The organism is Ferrovibrio sp., assembly GCF_029255545.1.
Lineage (GTDB): Bacteria > Pseudomonadota > Alphaproteobacteria > Ferrovibrionales > Ferrovibrionaceae > Ferrovibrio.
The window spans coordinates 1-17,736 of record NZ_JANLJJ010000049.1 but is presented as its reverse complement, the minus strand read 5'-3'; the positions used below and the strand labels follow the sequence as shown (position 1 = coordinate 17,736).

Genomic DNA, 17,736 nt, shown 5'->3' with positions numbered 1-17,736 from the left:
GATGCGCCGATCTTTCCGCTCCGGGCCGGACTAACCTCTTGAGAGGCAATAACCTCTTGAGAGACAAGCTTTTGGCCGGACGGTCCGATCTGACTCGGATATTCGCGATTGCATCGTACGCTTTGGCAGGGCATACCGACAAGGTCTTTCTTGCCGCGCTGCATGACGACCCCGGGGATTCTCATCAAGCAACTGTTTTTACTGGCTTTTCTAGGAACCATCCTGCCTGCGGCCCTGCCCTGGACCGCAGTGGCGGACGATGGCCGCGTCACGCGCCTGCAACTGGGCCTGAATGCCGGCCTGACCCGGCTGGTGGTCGAGGCCTCCGGCCCCATCGATGCCGAGCTGTCTGCCAACTCCGACGGGCTGGGCCTGATCCTCGGCCTGCCGGGCCTGCGCTGGGCCGCGCCGCCGGCGCAGACCAGGGCCGCCGGCCTGGTCGCGGCGCTGGGCCTGCCGGTGCGCCATGATGAACGTACCGAGATCGCCATCGACCTGATCGAGCCGGCGGTGGTGGAGCGCGCCTTCCGGCTGGAGCCGCAGAATGGGCCGCTGGGCCCCAGCGGCCACCGGCTGGTGATCGACCTGCGCCCGGCCGATCCGCAGGCCTATGCCGAAGCCTTCGCCGCCGCCATTGCCCTGCCGCTGCAGACCGCGGTGGATATCGCCCCGCCGCCGGCGGTGGCGGCCGACCGCAAGCGCACCATCGTGCTTGATCCCGGCCATGGCGGCCAGGACCCGGGCGCGATCAGCGCCTCGGGCCGCCATGAAAAGGACATCACCCTCGCCGTGACGCTGGCCATGGCCCACCGCCTGCGCGCCACCGGGCGGTATCACGTGATCCTGACGCGCGACCGCGACCGCTTCGTGCGACTGGGCGACCGGGTCGCCCTGGCGCGCCGGCACGAGGCCGACCTGTTCCTGTCCGTCCATGCCGACAGCCTGCGCGGCGACCGCGCCACCCGCGGCGCCAGCGTCTATACCCGCGCCGATGCCGCCAGCGACCTGGACGCCGAGGCGCTGGCCCTGCGCGAGAACCGCGCCGACCAGCTGGCGGACAGCGCCGCAGACACCGATGTCGACGACGTGGTGTCGATCCTGCTCGACCTCGCCTCGCGCGACACGGCGCGGCTGTCGGGCCGCTTCGCCGGCCTGCTCACCGCCTCGATGAGCGACACCATCGCCCTGCGCCGCAACGCCCTGCGGGCGGCGAATTTCCGCGTGCTGTCGGCGCCCGACGTGCCCTCGGCCCTGCTGGAGCTGGGCTATCTGTCGAATCCCGGCGACGAGGCGCTGCTGTTCTCGGAGGCCGGCCGCAACAAGCTGGCCGCCGCCGCCGTCGCCGCCATCGACCGGTTCTTCGGCGCGGACATGCAGGCGGAGCGGTAAAGCCCAACCACTCCAGGGCAGGCCCCATAAACTGAACTAAAGCTCGGATGATGACGGACGTTCCGAGCCCAGGATGGAACTCAATCAGCCAGCCGGGGGCTTGCCGGTATTCACCGCCAGTTGAGCGGCGAAGGCTCGCTTGTAGGCGGGCCGTACTTCGCCGCGGGCGACATAGGCGGCCAGGTTCGGATACTCGTCGAGAATGCCCGATGATTTCAGCCTGAGCAGCACAGACACCATCATCAGGTCGCCCGCGCTGAACGCACCATCGAGCCAGTCCGCATGGCCAAGGTGAGCGGAAAGTTGCTTCAACCGATCTCGGACGCGATCCTCGACCAGAGGCAGGCGCTGCTGGCTCCAGGGCTTGTCGCCCTCCAGAAGCCTAGCAGTTGCGAGTTCGAGGATCGCCGGTTCCACGGTGTTGAGCGCGGCAAACATCCATGTGATCGCCCGGGCCCGCGCATTGGCATCGTCAGGCAGCAGCCCGGCATGGCGCTCGGCGATATGGAACACGATCGCCCCTGTCTCAAACAAGCTGAGATCGCCTTCCTCATACGTGGGAATCTGGCCGAAAGGATGAAGCGCGAGATGCGCGGGTTCCTTCATCGCCTTGAACGAAAGAAGGCGAACGTCATAAGGCTGGCCCACTTCTTCAAGCGCCCAGCGGACGCGCGTGTCACGCGCCAGTCCCTTGCCGCCATCGGGTGACCGTTCAAAGGCGGTAATGGTGATGGTCATTGCGAGGCTCCTTCCTGGGCCCGGCCGTAACACTGAGAAGGCGCAACTGCTCCGGGGCATTCCGCCCCTAGCCCTTGCCCTGCCGCTGCAACTGCATCTCGGCGATGGGCGCGATGGTTTCCTGCACCGTGTCGGGGAAATCCTCCATCTCCTGCACCTGGCGGATTTCGATGGTCTCGGTCTCGCTCGCCGGGCAGCGCTTCGCCCAGTCGATGGCGTCCTGCCGCGAGGCGACCTGGATCATCCAGTAGCCGCCCAGCACTTCCTTGCTCTCGGCGAAGGGGCCATCGGTCACGACGGGCCTGCCGTCCGGGAACGACACGCGCGCGCCCATGGAGGGGGGATGCAGGCCATCGCAGGCCAGCAGGATGCCGGCCTGCTGCATGGCTTCGTTGTATTTCATCATCGCGGCGATCCGCTCGACATCCTCGGGCATGGTGCCGGGGGGCGCCATCTCGTAACCTTTGGGAATCATCAGCATCATGAATCGCATGGTCTTGTCCTTTCCATCTTCCGCCCTTGCACCGGCAGCCTAGCGGCCCCGGCCAGGCCCTGCCCCACAAGGACGTGCTGGGAACGCCACGGCCGACAAACCGATCCGGCTTTTTTTTCCGCGGCGGCGCCCCGGACCCGGCAGCCCGCCAGCCTCCGGCCGGCCGAAGGGAAAAATCGCCCGATTCCCGCGCCCGGCCCGGTTCCAGACCCTGCCCCGCGCCATGCCCGCGCCATAATTCTATCCCTATACAGACCCGTCGTTCGGGAGTACCAGTACGCCCGTTTTCCGGCCCATCGCGCAGACTTTCCGGGGTGCCATGCGTCTGCTGTCGCGTTTCTTCTTCCTGCTGTTCCTGGCCGTGCTGGCCCTGATCGGTGCCGCCGCCGCCGGCCTGGCCGGCCTGTGGTATTACGGCCGCGACCTGCCCGACTATCAGCAGTTGGCCAATTACGAACCGCCGGTGACCACCCGCGTGCATGCCGGCGACGGCCGGCTGATCGCCGAATTCGCCCGCGAGCGCCGCCTGTTCGTGCCGATCGAGGCGATCCCGAAACCGGTGATCCAGGCCTTCCTGTCGGCCGAGGACAAGAATTTCTACGAGCATAGCGGCATCGACCCGATCGGCGTGCTGCGCGCCTTGGTGCAGAACGTGGCCAACCTGGCGCAGAGCCGCCGCCCGGTCGGCGCCTCGACGATCACGCAGCAGGTGGCGAAGAATTTCCTGCTCGGCAACGAAGTGTCGCTCGGCCGCAAGGCCAAGGAAGCCATCCTCGCCTTCCGCATCGAAAAGGCCTTCAGCAAGGACAAGATCCTCGAGCTGTACCTGAACGAGATCTATCTCGGCTCGGGCGCCTATGGCGTCGCCGCCGCCGCGCTGGTCTATTTCGACAAGTCGCTCTACGACCTGACCCTGCCCGAGGCCGCCTATCTGGCCGCCCTGCCCAAGGCGCCGAGCAATTACCATCCCGTGCGCCATTACGAACGCGCCAAGGCGCGTCGCGACTGGGTGATCGAGCGCCTGCAGGAAGACGGCGTCATCACCGTGGAGCAGGCGCGCGGCGCCATCGCCACGCCGCTGGTGGCGCTGACCCGGCCGGAATCCGAACTCGCCCGCGCCGACTGGTTCGCCGAGGAAGTGCGCCGCGAGCTGGCGCAGAAATTCGGCGAGAAGGGCCTGTATGAAGGGGGCCTGAGCGTCCGCACCACGATGGACCCCAAGCTGCAGGCGCTGGGCGAACGCGTGCTGCGCGACGGCCTGCAGGCCTATGACCGCCGCGCCGGCGGCTGGCGCGGCCCGCTGGCCCGCATCGCACTGACCATGCCGGGCCAGGACTGGCGCACGCAGCTCAACGCCATCCTGCCGATCCCCGGCATCCTGCCGCCCTGGCGCGTCGGCACCGTGCTGAAAATCGACAGCAACAGCGCCGAGATCGGCTTCAGCGACGGCAGCAAAGGCACCCTGCCCTATGCCGGCCTGCGCTGGGCGCGCAAGAAGCTGGGGCCCGATCATTTCGGCCCGGTGCCGCGCAGCGTGTCGGAGGTGATCGCCGCCGGCGACGTGATCGCCGTCGAGCCGATCGATCCGGCCAAGCCGCAGGATGGCTATGCCCTGCGGCAGATTCCCGAGATCGGTGGTGGCCTGATGGCGATGGACCCGCATACCGGCCGCGTGCTGGCGCTGGTCGGCGGCTTCGACTTCAAGCTCAGCCAGTTCAACCGCGCCACCCAGGCGCAGCGCCAGCCCGGCTCGTCGTTCAAGCCCTTCGTCTATGCCGCCGCGCTGGATAACGGCTTCACGCCATCCTCGCTGGTGCTGGACGCGCCTTTCGTGCTGGACCAGGGCCCCGGCCTGCCGCTGTGGAAGCCGGGCAACTATTCCGACCAGTTCTACGGCCCCTCGACGCTGCGGGTCGGCGTCGAGAAATCGCGCAACCTGATGACCGTGCGGCTGGCCCAGGCCATCGGCATGGAAAAGGTGGTGGATTACGCCAAGCGTTTCGGCGTGATCGATAACATGCCGCCGGTGCTGTCCATGTCGCTGGGCGCCGGCGAGACCACGCTGATGAAAATGACCACCGCCTATGCCGAGTTCGTCAATGGCGGCCGGAAAATCCAGCCGACCCTGATCGACCGCATCCAGAACCGCAACGGCACGACGATCTACCGGCATGACACGCGGCCCTGCGGCGGCTGCCTCGATGCCAGCTGGAGCGGCCAGGCCGAACCGCTGCTGCCCGATCCGCGGCCGCAGGTGATCGATGCCGTCACCGCCTACCAGATCACCTCGATGCTGGAAGGCGTGGTGCAGCGCGGCACCGGCATCCGCATCCGCGAACTGGGCAAGCCGCTGGCCGGCAAGACCGGCACCACCAACGACAGCATGGACACCTGGTTCATGGGCTTCAGTCCCGACTTAGCCGTCGGCGTGTTCATCGGCTACGACACGCCGAAGGACATGGGCAAACGCGAGACCGGCTCGTCGGTTTCGGTGCCGGTGTTCAAGGCCTTCATGGCCGAGGCCCTGCAGGGCAAGCCGGCGATCCAGTTCCGCGTGCCGCCCGGCGTGCGGCTGGTGCGCGTGCAGGCCGAGACCGGGGAACTGGCCCGGCCGGGCGACCGCAACGTGATCCTGGAAGCCTTCCGCCCCGGCACCGAGCCGCAGGCCGGCGAACGCAGCCGCGTGCTGGACGGCTCGATGGACGAGCATGACAGCATCTCCGGCGTCGGCGGCAGCGCCGGCGCCGCGCCGATCTCGGGCACCGGCGGACTATACTAAGCCCCTGCTAAGCCTCTGTTCCGCCAGAGCGCTTCCGGCCGCTTGACACTGTCTGGCGGCCTCTTTATACGCTGCGGACGATTTGTTTTTCCGGATCGGCGATCCGGTCGGCGGGCGGTTAGCTCAGCGGTAGAGCACACCCTTCACATGGGTGGGGCCACAGGTTCAAATCCTGTACCGCCCACCATTCTCTTCTCTCCCAAAAGCCCGCCTGCCCTGCCCGCAGCATCCCGCACTGCGCGATCCGCCGCGTGCCGGCATCCCCGGCGCGCTGCATGCCGTATAATGGCCAGCACCCATCGCCAAGGCCGGGCCATGAAACCGCTTCCCGATACCCTGCCGCAGGACCTGACCGTGATGGTGGTCGATCCCGACCGCCATCTCCGCAACCTGCTGCGCCGGCTGCTGCTCGACCTTGGTGTGCGCAACATCCTGTTCGCCGCCGATGCCAGGGAGGCGCTGGACCTGCAGGCCGCCTGTGGCGGCCCGCTCGACATCGTGCTGTCGGATCTGCGCCTGCCCGACATGGATGGCCTGGACCTGCTGCGGCGCATGCAGGAGGCGCAGCCCGGCCTGAGCGCGGTGATGCTGAGCTGGGAAGCGACGGAAAAGATCGTGGCGCAGGCGCGCGCGGCCAACCTCGCCGCCTTTCTGGCCAAGCCGGTGGCGCCGGAACAGCTGCATGAAAAGATCATTGGCGCCCTGCAGCGCGACCGCGGCTTTCAGAGCCGGGAATGGCTGCGCACCAACGAGGGCCTGGCCTTCCGCAATGAGGCGACCACCGAGATGCGCGCCCTGTATGACATCTGGAACCAGGCGCGTGGCGACCGGCCGATGCCGCCGCGCGACGTGTTCCGGGACTGGGAGCTGCGCCGGAACGATACCCGCTTCGGCCAGCATGTCTTCATCGTCGATGTCGAGCCGCCCAAGCCGCGGCTGCGCTACAGCTTCGTCGGCGACGCGCTGCTCGCCCGGCTGGGCTGGGATGTGCAGGGCAGCTGCGTCGACGAGCAGAATTTCCTCTACCGGCGCTATGCCGAGCCAGCCTATGCCCGGGTGATCCGCCATCGCCTGCCGCACTACCGCCGCGTCGGCGCCATCGAGCGGATGATCCTGTTCCGCTACCAGCGCCTGCTGCTGCCCTTCGGCGACGAGAGCGGCGTGCAGACCGTGCTGGGCTATGCGCGGCCGCGCTAGAACAGCGCCGCCGGCATCATTTCGCGGGCCTGCGCCTGCGCCGCCATGCGCACCGGGGCATTGACCGCCCCATACTGGTCGTAACCGGCCTTGCGCTGCACCACCTCGAAGAAAAACCGGTCCTCGAACATCTGCGTGTAGACGTGGAAGAATTCCCCGCCCACATCGTCCCGGTCGTAGAGGATGCTATGCTGCCGCAGGCGGTCGACCAGCGCCGGCGCGATATCGAACTTGGCCAGCAGGTCGTCGTAATAATTCTCCGGGATGCTGAGCAAAGGCACGCCGCCCTCGCGCAGGGCTGCCGCCGCGGCGAAGATATCGCCCGTCGAAAACGCGATATGGTGCACGCCGGCGCCGGAGAAATGCGAGACCGAACGCGCCGTGGCGGTGTTGCGGTTCTCGGAAAAGCTGAGCGGGAACCGCAGGCTGCGCTGCGGGTTCGACACCGCGCGGCTGCGCACCAGGCCATAGGGATCGGGCAAGACCCAGATATTGTCGGGCTGCAGGCCAAGCACGGCGCGATAGAACAGCAGCCAGGAATCCATCTGCCCGGCCGGCACCGCCTGGGCGATGTGGTCGAACAGCTGCAACCCGGCAGGCTCAGAGGCATCCGCTTCCAGGATGAAGTCGGTCGAGAAATCGAAGGCGCTGCCGACGAAATAGACCAGGCTGCCATCGATGGAGCGGAAAGCCGGAATGCTGCGTTCGTTCGGGCCAAGGCGACCCTCGTAGCGCGTGCAGCCATAGGCATCGGCGCGGTTGAGCATCTGCGCCTCGTCGGCCACCCGCAGGCAGATGGCGCAGATCGAGGTGCCATGCACCAGGTAATAGGAATGGGCGAAGGAATCGCGCTCGGCATTCAGCACGATGTTCACGTCGCCCTGGCGATACAGCACCACATCCTTGGAGCGGTGCCGCCCGGCCAGGCGGAAACCCAATGCCTGGAGCAGGCCGGCAAGCGACTGTTCGGCCGTGCTGTCGACGGCGAATTCGATGAAGGCGACGCCCTGCAGCTCCGGCACGGCCGGCGGGTCGAACAGCGCGACCCGGCGCGGCAGGGCGGCAACCTTGTCCTGTGGCGGCGCCGCTTCGGCGCGGCGGCGCATCTGCTCTTCCAGATAGCGCAGCGAGCGCATGCCGTCCTGCGCCGTCATGCGGGTGGGGCCGGCGCGGAAATCGTCGTTGAACACTTCCAGCGACAGCGGGCCGGAATAGCCGCTGGCCACCGCCTGCATGGCGAAGCCGGTCACGTCGAAATCGCCCTGGCCAGGGAAGCAGCGGAAATGCCGGCTCCAGGTCAGCACGTCCATGCTCAGGCGCGGCGCGTCGGCCAGTTGCACGAAGAAAATGCGTTCGCCCGGGATATCGGCAATGCCGGCCGGGTCGTCGTTCAGCGCCAGCGTATGGAAGCTGTCGAGCACCAGGCCGAGATGCGGGTGATCGGCGGCCTCCACCATCGCCCAGGCCTGGCCATAGGTATTCACATGCCGGCCCCAGGCCAAAGCCTCGTAGCCGATGCGCAGGCCGCGGCGGCCGGCGCGCTCGGCCAGTTCATGCAACTGCGTCGCCGCCAGGGATGCATCGGGCAACGCGGCCGGCGCGACATTGGAGCAGACCAGCATCAGCGGCGCGCCGAGCTCCTGCATCAGGTCGAATTTGCGTTCGGCGCGATCCAGGTTGCGGCGGAACATCGCCTCCGGCACGCCCTCGAAATCGCGGAAGGGCTGGAACAGCACGATCTTCAGGCCCAGATCGGCGGCCATGTCATGCACCTGCCGGGCCGAGCCGTTGAAGAACAGCAGGTCATTCTCGAAGATCTCGACGGCATCGAAACGCGCCGCCGCGATGGCCTCCAGCTTTTCCTGGAGGGTTCCGCTGATCGATACCGTCGCGATAGAGCGTCGCATGCCGCCCTCCTCCATCCGATGATGCAAACCGCGCCGGCTTCAGCCGGCGGCGGCCAGTTTCGCGTCGCGCCGGGCGCAGGCTTCGTTGAACAATCGGTGCATGCGCGCCACGTCGGGCTCCAGGCCGGTGAACAGCCGGAACGCCTCGGCTGCCTGGTGCACGCACATGCCGCCGCCCGTCATCACCCGGCAGCCCTTGCGCCGCGCCGTGGCGATCAGCTGGGTTTCCAGCGGCGTGTAGACCACGTCGGCCACCCAATGCCGCGTGTCGATCAGCTCCGGCGCAATGGCCATGCCGGGATAACCCAGCATGCCGATGGGCGTGGCGTTGACGATCCCGGCGGCCTGCCAGGCCGCGCCGGCCAGATCGGCGGCGGCGCGGATGCGATCCGCCCCGAAACGGCCCTGCAGATCGGCGGCGAATGTCTGCGCCCGCGCCGCATCGGTATCGAAGACATGCAGCACCTGCACGCCCAGGTCCATCAGCGCGCAGGCCACGGCGCGGCCGGCGCCGCCGGCACCCAGCAGCAGCACCTGCTGCCGCGCCGCGGCTTTTCCACCCAGCACCTCCTCGAAGGCGCGGCGGAAACCGGTGCGGTCGGTGTTATGGCCGGCGGTGCGGCCATCGCGACCGATCACCACGGTGTTCACCGCGCCGATCTCGCGCGCCTCGGGCGAGACCTCATCCAGCAGCGGCAGCACGGCTTCCTTCACTGGATGGGTGACATTGACGCCGGCAAAACCGGCCGTGCGCACGGCCACCAGCAGGCTTTCCAGCGTGGCGCGACCCTGCAAGACCTGCAGGTCCATCAGGTGGTAATAGCCCTGCGCGCCAGCGGCGGCGAAGGCATCCTCATGCAGAGCCGGCGACAGCGACTTGCCGATATTCGCGCCGATCAGGCCAACCAGGAAACGCCGTTGCATCGGATCATCCATAACCAAGGAAACGCGGCAGAAAGGTGGAAAGCTGCGGGATCAGCGTGACCAGCGCCAGCACGGCCAGCTCGGCCAGCAGCAACGGCCAGATGCGGCGCAGGATGGCCGGCAGGCCGACGCGGGCGATGCCATCCACCACGAACAGGCACAGGCCCATCGGCGGGGTGATCAGGCCGATCATCAGGTTGAGCACCACCACCAGGGCGAAATGCACCGGATCGATGCCGAGCTGCACGGCGATCGGCGCCAGGATTGGCACCAGCACCACCATTGCCGCCAGGCCCTCGATCAGGCAGCCGACGATCAGCAGCAGGATATTGACCATCAGCAGGAACATCAGCGGATCGCCGATCTCGCCGATCACGAAGGCAGCGAAACGCTGCGGGATCTGGTCGGTGGTGAGCAGCCAGTTGACCAGGTTGGCCGAGGCCATGATGAACAGGATCACCGCCGAGAGCAGCATGGAGCTGGCGAAGGCGCGCACCAGGGCGGCGAAACTGATCGTACGCAACACCAGCGTGCCGACCGCCAGAGCGTATAGCACGGCGACGGCGGCGGCCTCGGTGGGCGTGACGATGCCGGTAAGGATGGTGAACAGGATGATCACCGGCATCAGCATGGGGATGATGCCGATGCGCAGAGCCGCAAGCAGACCACGCAGATTCTGCCGCGGCTTCGGCGCCGGGCTGACGCGCCGCATGCTGAAATAGGTGACCAGCGCCAGCGCGAGGCCCAGCAGCAGGCCGGGAATGACGCCGGAGAGGAACAGCGCCGCCACCGATTCCTGGATGATCAGCGCGAACACGATCATCGGGATGCTGGGCGGAATGATCGGGCCGATCACCGAGGCGGCGGCGATCAGCGCGGCGCCGAAATCGCGCGGATAACCTTCCTTCTCCATCGCCGGGATGAAGACGCGGCCGAGCGCCGAGGCATCCGCCACCGCCGAGCCGGAAATGCCGGCAAAGATCACCGAGGAGAGAATGCCGACCTGGCACAGGCCGGTGCGGATATGGCCGACGAAAGCATCGGCCATGCGGATGATGCGGTCGGTGATCCCGCTTTCGTTCATCAGCTCGCCAGCCAGGATGAACAGCGGCACCGCCATGATCGGGAAGGAATCGAGGCCGGTGAACAGCCGCTGGGCCAGCAGCATCTCGGGCAGGCCGCGCTCGATGATCGAAACGCCGCAGACCAGGATGATGGCGAACGAGATCGGCAGGCCGATCAGCAGCACGCCGGCAAGGAACAGGCCGGAAAAGCCGCTCATGACGCAACGCCTCGTGATGCGGTTCCCCGGCGCAGCAGGCGCAGATCGGCCCAGAGCCGGCGCAGGATTTCGATCAGCAGCATGGCGGCGCCGACCGGGATGGCGCTGTAAATCCAGACCATGGCGATGCCGCTGCTGGGGCCCTGCAGGCCGCCCAGCATGCCGCCGAGGATATGGCCGGAGCGAAAGATCAGGATGGCGACGGCAAGGGAAATCACATGACAGGCCAGCCGCAGCATGAGCTGGGTCTTCTCGGGAATCATGTCCACCAGCAGCGTGACGGCGACATGCATGCCGCCGCGATAGGCCAGCGCCACGCCGATCATGGTGCCCCAGACCATGGCATAGCGGGCGATCTCCTCGGCCCAGATCAGCGGCGCATCGAACAGGTAGCGCAGCAGGGCATTGACGATGGCGATGCCGAACATCGCCGCGCCGGACAGTGCCAGCAGACCGGTGGTGGCGGCATCGTAATGGCGCCAGAGCGAAAACGGAGTGGCTGTGACAGTCTGGGTCATGGCTGCGTGCCGGATGGAATAATCGGGCCGGGCGGCATGATACCACCCGGCCCCACCGTTCAGTTGGCGACCGCCTTTTCGGCGGCGGCAACGGCCTGCTGCACGGATTCAACCCAGCCGGCCTCGACCTGGCCCTTCAGCCAGGCCAGAACCGGCGGCTGGGCGGCAGCGCGGAACTGCCCCAGCTCGGCGGCGGTCGGCTTGTAGACCTTCATGCCCTTGGCGGCGAGCTCCGACACGCCGGCAGCCGAATTGATCTGCTGGATGGCGCGGCCGGCATTGGCCGCCACCACGGCATTGCGTTTGAGCAGGGCGCGGCCCTCGGCATCGAGACCCTGGTAGAACTTGTCGTTCACCAGCAGGAAATCGGTGCCGTAGACATGCTGGTCGAGCGTCAGGTAGGTCTGGAATTCATAGAATTTGTTGCCGAGGATGACGCTGACCGGGTTTTCCTGGCCATCCACCACCTTGGTGCGCAGCGCGCCGGGGGTTTCCGGCCAGGCCACCGGGGTCGGGATGCCGCCCAGCCCCTTCACCATCTCGACATAGAGCGGCAACTGCTGCACGCGCAGCTTCAGACCCTTCATGTCGGCAGGGCTTTTCACCTCGCGCACCGAATTGGTGAAGTTGCGGAAGCCGGTTTCGCCATAGGCCAGCGTGCGCAGGCCGGTCTTCTTCAGGCAGTGTTCGGCCAGCTTGTCGCCGAAAGCGCCGTCCAGCGTCTTCCACGCCACGGCCGCCGAGGCAAACAGGAAGGGCGTGTCGAGCACGGCGGCTTCCTTGCAGTAATTGCCGTAAACGCCCGAGACCATCACCACCTGGATCGCGCCGGCCTGGGCCTGGGCCACCAGCTCGGCCTCGCCGCCAATCTGGCCGGCGGGATACAACTCGACCTTCACCTTGCCGCCGGATTCGGCTTCCACCAGATCCTTGAACACCTTGCCAGCCGCGCCCTTCTTCGACGTGGTCCAGTCGGCGGGATCGACATGGGCGAATTTCACGGTCTGGGCCCGGCCCGGCGCGGCGATACCGGCAACCGCCAGAGCACTGGCGAGCAGCATTCCCCTGAACATTGCGGATGTGATGCGAGACGCAATCATGATGTCCTCCCTCTGCGTTCTGTTTGACGCGGTTTTGCCTGATTTTGTGCGCCGGGATTCCAGGATGCGTCCGTGCCGGCGCAATCCCGCGCCGGGAAGCCCTGTTCCCGTTTGCGTTTCCTCGTCTACTGACCCTGCAATTATGTACGAACTAGTTAGTATGTCAATTCGAAAAAACCGCCCGGCCACCTGCCCGGCATCGGTCGGCTCAGGCTTTCACGAAGCGCAGGATCATCTCCACGACGGTGTCGCGGCGACGACGCAGGGCGGCCGGCGAGGTCATGTCGTGGTCGAAGATGGTCGAGAAGGTATGCCGGTTGGCGACGTTGAAAAAACACAGCGCGCTGATCGACATATGCAGATCCTTCGGGTCCAGCCCGGGGCGGAACACCTTCTCGGCGCGGCCACGCTCGTAGATTTTGCGGATCGCGTCGATCGCCGGCAGGTTGAGGCTGCGGATCACCTTGGACTGCGCCAGATATTCGCCCTGGTGGATATTCTCGTTCATCACCAAACGGATGAAATCCGGATTGCTGCTTTCGTAATCGAAGGTGAAGGCGACCAGCTTGCGCAGGGCCTCTTCCGGCGGCAGGTCTTCCAGATCGAGTTGCGCCTCGATGGCGCGGATGCCGCGATAGGCCTCCTCCAGCACGGCAATATAAAGGCCTTCCTTGCTGCCGAAATAATAATAGATCATGCGCTTGCTGGTCTGGGTGCGGGCGGCGATCTCGTCGATCCGCGCCCCGCTCAGGCCCTTGGAGGAAAACTCCTCGCGGGCCACGTCCAGGATGTTGCGCTTGGTCTTCTCCGGGTCGTTGGTGCGGCCGGCCTCGACCCGACCACGGCCGGAATCGCCGCGCCCCGACACAGCCCGTTTGCGCCGCGTCGAAGCCCCCATATTCGTGCTTTTTTCCATTGCCAGCGAACGAGCCTGTCTGCATATACCGGGTTTGATCATAGCATTGATGAAATGTACGCACTAGTTCGTACGTTTTGCCCAGCCCGCCGGCCGCCGGCCGGGCGTTTTCACGGTATTATAATATTGCCAGCGCGGAAAAACCGATATATGCCGCGCGACGCTGCTTGTGACCGGCCCTGCCGGCGGAGTCGGCATTCCGCCACCCTTTTCCATCCAGGCACCCGTGACCGACGCCCCGTCCCCATCCCCTGTTCCCGCCAAAGCCTCGGGCCGCCTGACCGTCCGGGCCCTGCTGCTCGGCGAGCGTCTGGACGTGGCCGGGCTGGAGCGGTCGGATGCCATCTCGACGGCGCCGTTTGCCTTCCGCGTCGGCGAGCAGGGCATGGTGGCCCTGTTCCGGTATGGCGCCGCCGTGCTGGCCGGCCTGTCGCCGGTGGAGGAAGACGACCTGCTGCGCAAGATCGCGCCGCGGGTGAGCGGCGCCTTCACCACCATCGAGGACGAGATCGCCACCATCAGCCTGAGCCCCGAAGGCGACGACAGCATCCCGCCCGGCGGCCCGATCCAGCTGCGCGAACTGACGCCCGAGCGCTTCCTGGTGATCGCCGACGCCATGGCCAAGAGCGTGGCGCTGGCCTCGAACGAACGGCAGGTCAGCTCGGTGTTCGACGTGATCGATCCGCTGGCGCGCAGCCTAGCCCGCGAAGGTCGCCTGCCCGGCAACCGCCAGCAGCTGCTCAAGCTGATCGGCGGCTCGCTGCAGGTGGAGCATCGCGTCGCCGGCCGCGTGGCGGTGGAAGACAAGCCCGACGTGCTGTGGGATCGGCCGGAGCTGGAGCGCCTGTTCAAGCGCCTGCAGGACGAATACGAACTGAGCGAACGCGCCTCGGCGCTGGCCGACAAGCTGGACGTGATCCAGAACTCCACCCGCGCCCTGACCGACCTGATCGACGCCCAGCGCAGCCTGCGGCTGGAAGCGGCCATCGTGCTGCTGATCGTGTTCGAGATCGTGCTCACCTTCATCAACTGGACTTTTTTCTAAGGCATCATCCTGTTTCGTATGACGGAGAAAGAAATGAAGCATGTGTCGTTTTCCGGCCGCCTGGTCATGGTCGGCTTTGGCAGTATCGGTCAGGGCGTGTTGCCCCTGATCCTGCGCCATATCGACATGCCGGCCGAACGGATCACGATTGTAACGGCCGAAGAGCGTGGCCATGACGTGGCGAAGGAATACGGCATCAAGTTCATGCGCCAGCCTCTGACACGGGAAAACTACAAGACCGTGCTGGAGCCGATGCTGGGCCAGGGCGATTTCCTGCTCAACCTGTCGGTCGACGTTTCCTCGGTGGCGCTGATCGAACTGGCGCAAGCGCGCGGCGCCTTCTATCTCGACACCTGCATCGAACCCTGGGCGGGCGGTTATACCGATCCGAGCAAGACGCCATCGGAGCGTTCCAACTACGCCCTGCGCGAATCCGCCCGCGCGCTGATCGCGAAATACAGGAACGGCCCGACTGCCGTGATGACCCATGGCGCCAATCCTGGACTGGTGTCGCATTTCGTCAAGGAAGCGATGCTGCATATCGCCCGCGATACCGGCCTGCCCGCCATCGCGCCGACCGATCGTGCCGGCTGGGCCGCGCTGGCGCAGACGCTGGGCGTGAAGGTGATCCATGTCGCCGAGCGCGACACCCAGGTGGCGGAACACCAGCCCAAGCGGCGCGGTGAATTCGTCAACACCTGGTCGATCGACGGCTTTGTCGGCGAAGGCTGCCAGCCGGCCGAGCTGGGCTGGGGCAGCCACGAGACGCATTTCCCGGCTGACGGCAAGCGCCATGATTTCGGCTGCGACGCCGCGATCTACCTGATGCGGCCCGGCGCCGGCACGCGGGTCCGCTCATGGACGCCGCTGGAAGGCCCGATGCACAGCTTCCTGGTGACACATAACGAGTCGATCTCGATGGCCGACTATTACACGGTGAGGGATGGCGACACGGTGGCCTACCGCCCCACCGTGCATTATGCCTACCATCCCTGCGACGATGCCGTGCTGTCGCTGCACGAGATCGCCGGCAAGAACTGGGACATGCAGCCCAGCAAACGGCTGATGATGGACGAGATCACCACCGGCATGGACGAGCTGGGCGTGCTGCTGATGGGCCACAGGAAGGGCGCCTACTGGTATGGCTCGCGGCTGACCATCGAGGATGCCCGCAAGCTCTGCCCGCATAACAACGCCACCAGCCTGCAGGTGACGGTGGCGGTGCTGGGTGGCCTGGTCTGGGCGCTGGAGAATCCCAAATCCGGCCCGGTGGAAGCCGACGAGATCGACCATGCCCGCGTGATGGATGTCTGCCGCCCTTACCTGGGCGAGATGGCCGGTGCCTATACCGACTGGACGCCGCTGTCGGAGCGCGAACGGCTGTTCCCCGAGGATGTGGATCGCAACGATCCCTGGCAGTTCAAGAATTTCCGCGTGGTGTAAGCGCGGCAGTATCTAAAAATGAAACGGCCCGGTTTTACCAGGCCGTTTTTCATTGCGCGCTCTGCTTACTGCGCAGCGGCCACGGAATCCGGGAAGACCTGCGCCACGAAACGCGGATAGGTCTCGCCGATCTCGGCCGCGATGCGACCACGCAGCAGCTGCAAGGTGGCGGCATCGGGCGACGCGGTTTCCGGCACATGATCCGGGCAGTCGAAGTCGAAGCCGGTATTGTCGCGCACCTCCTCCACGCTGTGGCCGCGATGCACGCTTTCCAGCCGGAAGCGCCGGCGCGTGCGATCGAACGAGAACCAGCACAGGTTGGTGAGCAGGCCGATCGGACCACCGGGACGATAGATGGCCTCGCCCGTGGGGCCGGCGGCGGAGATGAAATCCACCTGCGGCACCAGCACCCGGCGGGTATGTTCCTCGCGGAACAGGATCACGCGCGGCACGAGGTAATAGAGATACCCCGAGCCGAAGGAGCCAGGCCAGCGCACGTCATTCTGCGGATATGCGCTACCCGCGCCGACCAGATTGATGTTGGCCTGGCCGTCGATCTGGCCGCCGCCGAGGAAAAACGCATCCAGCCGTCCCTGCCCCGCCAGGTCGAACAGCTCGACGCCGCCATCGCAGAGGAAATCATTGCGGATGCTGCCCAGCACGTTCACGCGCATGCGGCCGCCGGACAGCGCGCGGGCCAGCAACGCGCCGGCGCCGGGGATCGGTGAGGATGCCCCGGTCGCGACCAGCCGGCAGCCGGCCAGCAGGCGGGCGATGGTGGTGATCAGCAATTCCTGGCGGCTGTAGTCCATAATGCTCACTCCGCCGCCTGACGCTGATAAACGAAATCGGCCAGGTAGCGCGCGAAGCCCTCGTCGCTGCGCGAGACCTCGACATACTGGCGCATATGGGCGTCATCGTAATCGTAGATGTCCCACAGCTTGACCGGCCAGGCACCACGCGGCGCCACGGCAATGTCGCCGATATAGGCCGCCGTCAGCGTGCCGGCGGCGCTTTCCTCGCTGCTGAGCAGATCGACATCGCGGATTTCCTCCACCGTCACCAGCGACATGGCCGAGGCATGGGCCATCGCCACCAGTTCGCGGCGGCGGCCGATAAAGACATTGCCGTTGCGGTCGGCAAACGGCGCATGGAACACGGCGATGTCGGGCCGGATCGCCGGCAGCAGCACGATGGGGTCTTTCTCCGCCGCGAAGGGATTGTCGATCACCTGCCAGTCGGGCCGGTTCTTCAAGAGGTCGCTGCCGAGCAGGCCGCGCAGCGGCATGAAAGGCAGGCCCTTGCCAGCGGCCTGGATCGCGGCATGCACCGCAGGACAGGTGGCATCCATCATTTTGAACGCGCCGCGCTTGAGGCCCGCTGCAAAACGCGGCGCGCCGCCATACTCGCCCAAAGTCACCGCCGAGGTTTCCAGCGTGCCGACGCAGCCGGCGCCGATCAGCAGATCGGCCTGCAGGCCAGAGATCGGCACGCAGACCAGATGCAGGTTCCGCACGCCGCGCCGGATCATGGCACGGGTAAGCTCCATCGCCACGCCGGAATAATCGGGTGGCACGGCGATCCTGGCGCCATCGGGAATCTGCGCAGCCAGTTGCTCGATGGTTGGGCCCGGCATGACGGTTTCCTCCAGATTATCCTGACACGGATTGTCGCGCGGATCGGCCCGCGCGGCAATCGGAAATCATCAGGCGATGCTGTCGCGCAGCGCGCGCTTGAGCAGTTTGCCATTGGCGTTGCGCGGCAAAGGTTCGTCCGACAGGGTGAAGCTTTCCGGCACCTTGTAATCGGCCAGGTGCTTCGCGCAGAAGGCCTGCAACTCGGCCGCCTCCAGACCGGGCTGTTTGCGGGTGACGAAAGCATGCACGCGCTCACCCAGTACCGGACAGGGTTTGGCGACGATGGCGCTTTCCAGCACGCCGGGATGGCCACTCAGCACATTCTCCACCTCGACGGAGAAAATCTTGTAGCCGCCGCGATTGATCAT

General features: G+C 66.3%; 15 protein-coding genes, 1 tRNA gene and 1 pseudogene. 6 read left to right on the top strand and 11 right to left on the bottom strand.

Annotated features, from left to right (window positions below):
* Positions 1–162 precede the first annotated feature (162 nt).
* Positions 163–1,389 (top strand): N-acetylmuramoyl-L-alanine amidase, encoded by a 1,227-nt coding sequence (locus Q1J79_RS09945; RefSeq protein WP_300299759.1) that lies wholly within the window; start codon positions 163–165, stop codon positions 1,387–1,389.
* Between the two features lie 84 nt (positions 1,390–1,473).
* Here the strand turns inward: Q1J79_RS09945 and Q1J79_RS09940 are convergent, their stop codons facing one another.
* Both Q1J79_RS09940 and Q1J79_RS09935 read right to left on the bottom strand, forming a co-directional pair.
* Complete coding sequence (locus Q1J79_RS09940) at positions 1,474–2,127, bottom strand: glutathione S-transferase family protein (RefSeq protein WP_300299757.1); 654 nt, start codon at positions 2,125–2,127, stop codon at positions 1,474–1,476.
* Between the two features lie 67 nt (positions 2,128–2,194).
* A complete protein-coding gene (locus tag Q1J79_RS09935; RefSeq protein WP_300299755.1) occupies positions 2,195–2,620 on the bottom strand; it encodes a YciI family protein in 426 nt (141 codons plus the stop codon).
* Positions 2,621–2,939: 319 nt separating this feature from the next.
* Here Q1J79_RS09935 and Q1J79_RS09930 point away from each other — a divergent pair, with 319 nt between their 5' ends.
* The 3 genes from Q1J79_RS09930 to Q1J79_RS09920 all read left to right on the top strand — a co-directional run bounded on the left by Q1J79_RS09930 (position 2,940) and on the right by Q1J79_RS09920 (position 6,596).
* On the top strand, positions 2,940–5,399 hold the full coding sequence (locus Q1J79_RS09930; RefSeq protein WP_300299753.1) for a penicillin-binding protein 1A: 2,460 nt from the start codon (positions 2,940–2,942) through the stop codon (positions 5,397–5,399).
* A gap of 112 nt (positions 5,400–5,511) precedes the next feature.
* A tRNA-Val gene (locus Q1J79_RS09925) sits at positions 5,512–5,586 on the top strand.
* 128 nt (positions 5,587–5,714) lie between these two features.
* Entirely contained in the window at positions 5,715–6,596 is an 882-nt protein-coding gene (locus Q1J79_RS09920) for a response regulator (protein ID WP_300299751.1), read from the top strand.
* Here the strand turns inward: Q1J79_RS09920 and Q1J79_RS09915 are convergent.
* The 6 genes from Q1J79_RS09915 to Q1J79_RS09890 form a co-directional block, all read right to left on the bottom strand.
* Positions 6,593–8,503 carry a sugar phosphate isomerase/epimerase and 4-hydroxyphenylpyruvate domain-containing protein gene (locus Q1J79_RS09915; protein ID WP_300299749.1) on the bottom strand — a complete coding sequence of 637 codons (1,911 nt, stop codon included), beginning with the start codon at positions 8,501–8,503 and terminating at the stop codon, positions 6,593–6,595. The genes Q1J79_RS09920 and Q1J79_RS09915 overlap by 4 nt on opposite strands.
* Before the next feature lie 39 nt (positions 8,504–8,542).
* Positions 8,543–9,427: a shikimate dehydrogenase gene (locus Q1J79_RS09910; RefSeq protein ID WP_300299747.1), complete on the bottom strand. Its 885-nt coding sequence runs from the start codon at positions 9,425–9,427 to the stop codon at positions 8,543–8,545.
* A gap of 4 nt (positions 9,428–9,431) precedes the next feature.
* A complete protein-coding gene (locus Q1J79_RS09905; RefSeq protein ID WP_300299745.1) occupies positions 9,432–10,709 on the bottom strand; it encodes a TRAP transporter large permease in 1,278 nt (425 codons plus the stop codon).
* Entirely contained in the window at positions 10,706–11,227 is a 522-nt protein-coding gene (locus Q1J79_RS09900; protein WP_300299743.1) for a TRAP transporter small permease, read from the bottom strand. The genes Q1J79_RS09905 and Q1J79_RS09900 overlap by 4 nt, the downstream gene beginning before the upstream one ends.
* Before the next feature lie 59 nt (positions 11,228–11,286).
* Positions 11,287–12,327 (bottom strand): DctP family TRAP transporter solute-binding subunit, encoded by a 1,041-nt coding sequence (locus Q1J79_RS09895; protein ID WP_300299741.1) that lies wholly within the window; start codon positions 12,325–12,327, stop codon positions 11,287–11,289.
* A gap of 208 nt (positions 12,328–12,535) precedes the next feature.
* Positions 12,536–13,225, bottom strand: a complete 690-nt coding sequence (locus tag Q1J79_RS09890; RefSeq protein WP_300299739.1) for a TetR/AcrR family transcriptional regulator — start codon at positions 13,223–13,225, stop codon at positions 12,536–12,538.
* Between the two features lie 244 nt (positions 13,226–13,469).
* On the opposite strand from Q1J79_RS09890, the gene Q1J79_RS09885 reads away from it, so the two are divergent.
* Positions 13,470–14,288 carry an RMD1 family protein gene (locus Q1J79_RS09885; RefSeq protein WP_300299737.1) on the top strand — a complete coding sequence of 273 codons (819 nt, stop codon included), beginning with the start codon at positions 13,470–13,472 and terminating at the stop codon, positions 14,286–14,288.
* Positions 14,289–14,306: 18 nt separating this feature from the next.
* A complete protein-coding gene (locus Q1J79_RS09880) occupies positions 14,307–15,731 on the top strand; it encodes a saccharopine dehydrogenase C-terminal domain-containing protein (protein WP_300299735.1) in 1,425 nt (474 codons plus the stop codon).
* 65 nt (positions 15,732–15,796) lie between these two features.
* On the opposite strand, the gene Q1J79_RS09875 is transcribed toward Q1J79_RS09880, so the two are convergent.
* The 3 genes and pseudogenes from Q1J79_RS09875 to Q1J79_RS09865 all read right to left on the bottom strand — a co-directional run.
* Positions 15,797–16,543, bottom strand: a complete 747-nt coding sequence (locus tag Q1J79_RS09875) for a CoA-transferase (protein WP_300299733.1) — start codon at positions 16,541–16,543, stop codon at positions 15,797–15,799.
* 5 nt (positions 16,544–16,548) lie between these two features.
* Entirely contained in the window at positions 16,549–17,367 is an 819-nt protein-coding gene (locus Q1J79_RS09870; RefSeq protein ID WP_300299731.1) for a CoA transferase subunit A, read from the bottom strand.
* Between the two features lie 69 nt (positions 17,368–17,436).
* Positions 17,437–17,736 (bottom strand): annotated as a pseudogene (locus Q1J79_RS09865) (long-chain fatty acid--CoA ligase); the annotation flags it as partial.

Coding starts and splice junctions, on each gene's coding strand:
- Q1J79_RS09920 (WP_300299751.1), top strand. CDS start 5,715: ATGAAACCGCTTCCCGATACCCTGCCGCAGGACCTGACCGTGATGGTG.
- Q1J79_RS09870 (WP_300299731.1), bottom strand. CDS start 17,367: ATGCCGGGCCCAACCATCGAGCAACTGGCTGCGCAGATTCCCGATGGC.
- Q1J79_RS09875 (WP_300299733.1), bottom strand. CDS start 16,543: ATGGACTACAGCCGCCAGGAATTGCTGATCACCACCATCGCCCGCCTG.
- Q1J79_RS09935 (WP_300299755.1), bottom strand. CDS start 2,620: ATGCGATTCATGATGCTGATGATTCCCAAAGGTTACGAGATGGCGCCC.
- Q1J79_RS09905 (WP_300299745.1), bottom strand. CDS start 10,709: ATGAGCGGCTTTTCCGGCCTGTTCCTTGCCGGCGTGCTGCTGATCGGC.
- Q1J79_RS09915 (WP_300299749.1), bottom strand. CDS start 8,503: ATGCGACGCTCTATCGCGACGGTATCGATCAGCGGAACCCTCCAGGAA.
- Q1J79_RS09890 (WP_300299739.1), bottom strand. CDS start 13,225: ATGGGGGCTTCGACGCGGCGCAAACGGGCTGTGTCGGGGCGCGGCGAT.
- Q1J79_RS09900 (WP_300299743.1), bottom strand. CDS start 11,227: ATGACCCAGACTGTCACAGCCACTCCGTTTTCGCTCTGGCGCCATTAC.
- Q1J79_RS09940 (WP_300299757.1), bottom strand. CDS start 2,127: ATGACCATCACCATTACCGCCTTTGAACGGTCACCCGATGGCGGCAAG.
- Q1J79_RS09880 (WP_300299735.1), top strand. CDS start 14,307: ATGACGGAGAAAGAAATGAAGCATGTGTCGTTTTCCGGCCGCCTGGTC.
- Q1J79_RS09910 (WP_300299747.1), bottom strand. CDS start 9,427: ATGCAACGGCGTTTCCTGGTTGGCCTGATCGGCGCGAATATCGGCAAG.
- Q1J79_RS09930 (WP_300299753.1), top strand. CDS start 2,940: ATGCGTCTGCTGTCGCGTTTCTTCTTCCTGCTGTTCCTGGCCGTGCTG.
- Q1J79_RS09945 (WP_300299759.1), top strand. CDS start 163: ATGACGACCCCGGGGATTCTCATCAAGCAACTGTTTTTACTGGCTTTT.
- Q1J79_RS09895 (WP_300299741.1), bottom strand. CDS start 12,327: ATGATTGCGTCTCGCATCACATCCGCAATGTTCAGGGGAATGCTGCTC.